The organism is Tumebacillus permanentifrigoris (assembly GCF_003148565.1).
Lineage (GTDB): Bacteria > Bacillota > Bacilli > Tumebacillales > Tumebacillaceae > Tumebacillus > Tumebacillus permanentifrigoris.
On the sequence record NZ_QGGL01000042.1, the window covers coordinates 1 to 3,718 of the forward strand.

Here is a 3,718-nt window from a genome sequence, read left to right on the forward strand (position 1 = left end):
CTTTCCAGACCGTTCTCCTACCTCGCTCAGCATTCCGTTGTGCACGCCCCGCAACCCCGTACAACCGAAGCCATACGGTTTGGGCTTCTCCCCGTTCGCTCGCCGCTACTTAGGGAATCACTATTGTTTTCTCTTCCTCAGGGTACTTAGATGTTTCAGTTCCCCTGGTGTACCTCTATACACCTATGAATTCAGTGTACAGTACTACTCCATTACGAGTAGTGGGTTTCCCCATTCGGAAACCTCCGGATCACAGCCTGCTTACGGCTCCCCGAAGCATATCGGTGTTTGCCCCGTCCTTCATCGGCACTTGGCGCCAAGGCATCCTCCGTGCGCCCTTCGTAGCTTAACCTACGTTATGCTTCGAAAGTTTGCTTTCGATGTCTTGAATCACAAAGTTGTTGCTATCCAGTTATCAAGGAACAATGGTGTCACTCGCATGTCTCTCGCGGCGACAAGAGTTATCTTACCATGCCCTATCCAACCTCTCAACATCGATTCTAGAACAAATCAAAACAAAATGTTTCATGATCCCCTTTCTGCCCAACAGATATCACCCAATCGTCAACATGCTCACGAATTCGCACCCATCAGATTCCAACCTCGGCACATCTCAACAGAACGCAAAAAAGGCTCGATCCATGAGGATCGAGCCTTTTTCGTGCAATCATATGGTGGGCCCAAGAAGATTCGAACTTCCGACCTCACGATTATCAGTCGTGCGCTCTAGCCAACTGAGCTATGGGCCCATATGGTTGCGGGGACAGGACTTGAACCTGTGACCTTCGGGTTATGAGCCCGACGAGCTGCCAACTGCTCCACCCCGCGACGAAAAGGATTCTAGTGTTTTTAGAAATGGTGGAGGCTGACGGGATCGAACCGCCGACCCTCTGCTTGTAAGGCAGATGCTCTCCCAGCTGAGCTAAGCCTCCATCATGGTCGGAATGCAGGGATTCGAACCCTGGACCTCACGCTCCCGAAGCGTGCGCGCTACCAAGCTGCGCTACATTCCGATGTCTTGTGTGCCGTGTCTCTCGTGGCGACAAGAGTTATCTTAACACGTCCGTCCCCCCTGCACAAACACCCAGTTCTCCAATACCGCGACAAATCTACGCACCTCCGTACATCACCTCCCGATTCTTTGCATATCCACCGAAATCCCCACAATTCCGGACGAGGAGGATCGCGACGAGTTACCCCCGATCGACAAAAAAGCCCGATCTCCTAAGAGATCGGGCTTTTCCTCGTGCCTCGCGACGTCCTACTCTCCCAGGACCCTGCGGTCCAAGTACCATCGACGCTGGAAAGCTTAACTTCTGTGTTCGAGATGGGAACAGGTGTGACCTTTCCGCCATCATCACGAGACTTGAAACAAAATGGTGGGCCCAAGAAGATTCGAACTTCCGACCTCACGATTATCAGTCGTGCGCTCTAGCCAACTGAGCTATGGGCCCAAAAACAGATGGAGCGGAAGATGGGATTCGAACCCACGACCCTCGCCTTGGCAAGGCGATGCTCTACCCCTGAGCCACTTCCGCATGAGGTATTGAGTGAAAATGGTGGCTCGGGACGGAATCGAACCGCCGACACGTAGATTTTCAGTCTACTGCTCTACCAACTGAGCTACCGAGCCATATTGAATGTAAAAATAGTGGCGGAGCTGACGGGATTCGAACCCGCGGTCTTCCGCGTGACAGGCGGACATGTTAGGCCACTACACCACAGCTCCATGTGGTTGCGGGGACAGGACTTGAACCTGTGACCTTCGGGTTATGAGCCCGACGAGCTGCCAACTGCTCCACCCCGCGACGAAAAGGATTTCGGAGTGTCGACGTTGCGGCATGGACGCCGCGGTCTTAGTCGACCTTCCTTTGTTTTTTGAAAATGGTGGAGGCTGACGGGATCGAACCGCCGACCCTCTGCTTGTAAGGCAGATGCTCTCCCAGCTGAGCTAAGCCTCCGAAAACGTGGTGACCCGTACGGGATTCGAACCCGTGAATGTCGCCTTGAAAGGGCGATGAGTTAAGCCGCTTCTCCAACGGGCCAAGATGTGGCTCCCCGAGCAAGACTCGAACTTGCGACCATCCGATTAACAGTCGGGCGCTCTACCAACTGAGCTATCGAGGAACAATGGTGGAGAGTAGCGGATTCGAACCGCTGACCCCCTGCTTGCAAGGCAGGTGCTCTACCAACTGAGCTAACCCCCCATTGAAAATGGCGCGCCCTGAGAGATTCGAACTCCCGGCCTTTTGATTCGTAGTCAAACGCTCTATCCAGCTGAGCTAAGGGCGCATATGAAACTGGTGAGCCATGAAGGACTTGAACCTTCGACACCCTGATTAAAAGTCAGGTGCTCTACCAACTGAGCTAATGGCTCGCAAATGGCTGGGGAGGAAGGGATCGAACCTTCGCATGACAGAGTCAAAGTCTGTTGCCTTACCGCTTGGCGACTCCCCAACAGCGACTCAATTAAGATAACACATCTCGTATCTCGTTGTCAACCGTAAGTTTGTCTCTCGCGGCGACAGGACTTATCTTACCACCCCGACCGCCATGATACAACGTCCTCCAGCCGACAAAACCACACGATATGAGCAATCTCCTGCAAGTTTCTGCTGTTCTCTACGAGTACCTTCACCATTCTCCCCGGTGCTCCGCCCTTTATACCGCCATGATCCAAAAAAACGCCTTGCTCACGAAGAGCAAGGCGTTTTATGTAGAGCGTCGTGCATTCAGCTCCGAATTCGATCACAAAGCGTACCCTCGACAGCAGCTCCGACCAGGCGCTCCTGCGGCACACACAACGATTCCCTTAGTGCTGCTTCCTTCCGGACCTGACACGATTCAGGAGGCTGCGTTGCGCAAGACCCAATCCTCAACACTGCCGTTCCCGACGGCCGTTCTTCACGATCAGAACCCTCGACCGAACTTCAACCCCGCTGGAGCGGATTGCGGGTTACAGGGCACCGCTAACTCCCCGTCTAGCACGACAAGAGTTATCATAACATGCCGGCTCCCCACCCTCAACGACGCTACTCGAACAAACCCAAACAAAATCGCACCCCTGCAGTCATGAGCGCACCTCCCCTATACCGATCGGGGTTTTCTGTTGAAATGCTCCACACCTCCAACTTCCATATGCAAAAAAAGACCCGATCCGTAACGGATCGAGTCTTTCACAACGAAACAATGGATGGTCGGAATGCAGGGATTCGAACCCTGGACCTCACGCTCCCGAAGCGTGCGCGCTACCAAGCTGCGCTACATTCCGAAATGGCGGAGCTGACGGGATTCGAACCCGCGGTCTTCCGCGTGACAGGCGGACATGTTAGGCCACTACACCACAGCTCCAGATGGTTGCGGGGACAGGACTTGAACCTGTGACCTTCGGGTTATGAGCCCGACGAGCTGCCAACTGCTCCACCCCGCGATAACAATAAGAAGGAGTAAAAATGGCGTGCCCTGAGAGATTCGAACTCCCGGCCTTTTGATTCGTAGTCAAACGCTCTATCCAGCTGAGCTAAGGGCACGTATGAAACTGGAAAGCCACTTTGTGAGTTCAAGACAGTGTATTGCGTAGGATAAGCCCTCGACCTATTAGTACTGGTCAGCTAAATGCCTCGCGGCACGTACACACCCAGCCTATCAACCCAGTCTTCTACTGGGGGTCTTACCACGTTGACCGTGTGGGAAGTCTTATCTTGAGGGGGGCTTCGCG

Annotated in this window: 20 tRNA genes, 3 rRNA genes and 1 other RNA gene; all 24 read right to left on the minus strand. The window is 53.7% G+C overall.

The annotated features are described in order from the left end of the window. Positions 1–352: ribosomal RNA gene (locus tag C7459_RS22380) — 23S ribosomal RNA — on the minus strand; the annotation flags it as partial. Between the two features lie 320 nt (positions 353–672). After that, positions 673–749, minus strand: a tRNA-Ile gene (locus C7459_RS22385). 3 nt (positions 750–752) lie between these two features. Beyond that, positions 753–828 (minus strand) — tRNA-Met (locus C7459_RS22390). Between the two features lie 28 nt (positions 829–856). Continuing rightward, positions 857–932 (minus strand) — tRNA-Val (locus tag C7459_RS22395). A 4-nt stretch (positions 933–936) separates the two neighbouring features. Further along, positions 937–1,013, minus strand: a tRNA-Pro gene (locus C7459_RS22400). A 235-nt stretch (positions 1,014–1,248) separates the two neighbouring features. Beyond that, a 5S ribosomal RNA gene (rrf, locus tag C7459_RS22405) occupies positions 1,249–1,365 on the minus strand. 12 nt (positions 1,366–1,377) lie between these two features. Continuing rightward, positions 1,378–1,454: transfer RNA gene (locus C7459_RS22410), tRNA-Ile, on the minus strand. 9 nt (positions 1,455–1,463) lie between these two features. Continuing rightward, positions 1,464–1,538 (minus strand) — tRNA-Gly (locus C7459_RS22415). A 19-nt stretch (positions 1,539–1,557) separates the two neighbouring features. After that, positions 1,558–1,633: transfer RNA gene (locus C7459_RS22420), tRNA-Phe, on the minus strand. A 19-nt stretch (positions 1,634–1,652) separates the two neighbouring features. After that, positions 1,653–1,729 (minus strand) — tRNA-Asp (locus C7459_RS22425). Between the two features lie 3 nt (positions 1,730–1,732). Further along, positions 1,733–1,808 (minus strand) — tRNA-Met (locus tag C7459_RS22430). Between the two features lie 77 nt (positions 1,809–1,885). Then, positions 1,886–1,961 (minus strand) — tRNA-Val (locus tag C7459_RS22435). A 7-nt stretch (positions 1,962–1,968) separates the two neighbouring features. Then, positions 1,969–2,045 (minus strand) — tRNA-Glu (locus C7459_RS22440). A gap of 6 nt (positions 2,046–2,051) precedes the next feature. Further along, a tRNA-Asn gene (locus C7459_RS22445) sits at positions 2,052–2,127 on the minus strand. Between the two features lie 4 nt (positions 2,128–2,131). Beyond that, positions 2,132–2,207, minus strand: a tRNA-Ala gene (locus C7459_RS22450). Positions 2,208–2,215: 8 nt separating this feature from the next. Next, positions 2,216–2,292: transfer RNA gene (locus C7459_RS22455), tRNA-Arg, on the minus strand. Positions 2,293–2,301: 9 nt separating this feature from the next. Then, positions 2,302–2,377 (minus strand) — tRNA-Lys (locus tag C7459_RS22460). Between the two features lie 5 nt (positions 2,378–2,382). Further along, positions 2,383–2,457: transfer RNA gene (locus C7459_RS22465), tRNA-Gln, on the minus strand. Positions 2,458–2,724: 267 nt separating this feature from the next. Next, an RNA gene (ffs, locus tag C7459_RS22470) (signal recognition particle sRNA large type) lies at positions 2,725–2,990 on the minus strand. A gap of 204 nt (positions 2,991–3,194) precedes the next feature. Next, positions 3,195–3,271 (minus strand) — tRNA-Pro (locus C7459_RS22475). A gap of 3 nt (positions 3,272–3,274) precedes the next feature. Then, a tRNA-Asp gene (locus tag C7459_RS22480) sits at positions 3,275–3,351 on the minus strand. 3 nt (positions 3,352–3,354) lie between these two features. Beyond that, a tRNA-Met gene (locus C7459_RS22485) sits at positions 3,355–3,430 on the minus strand. A gap of 23 nt (positions 3,431–3,453) precedes the next feature. Then, a tRNA-Arg gene (locus tag C7459_RS22490) sits at positions 3,454–3,530 on the minus strand. 47 nt (positions 3,531–3,577) lie between these two features. Continuing rightward, positions 3,578–3,718: ribosomal RNA gene (locus tag C7459_RS22495) — 23S ribosomal RNA — on the minus strand; the annotation flags it as partial.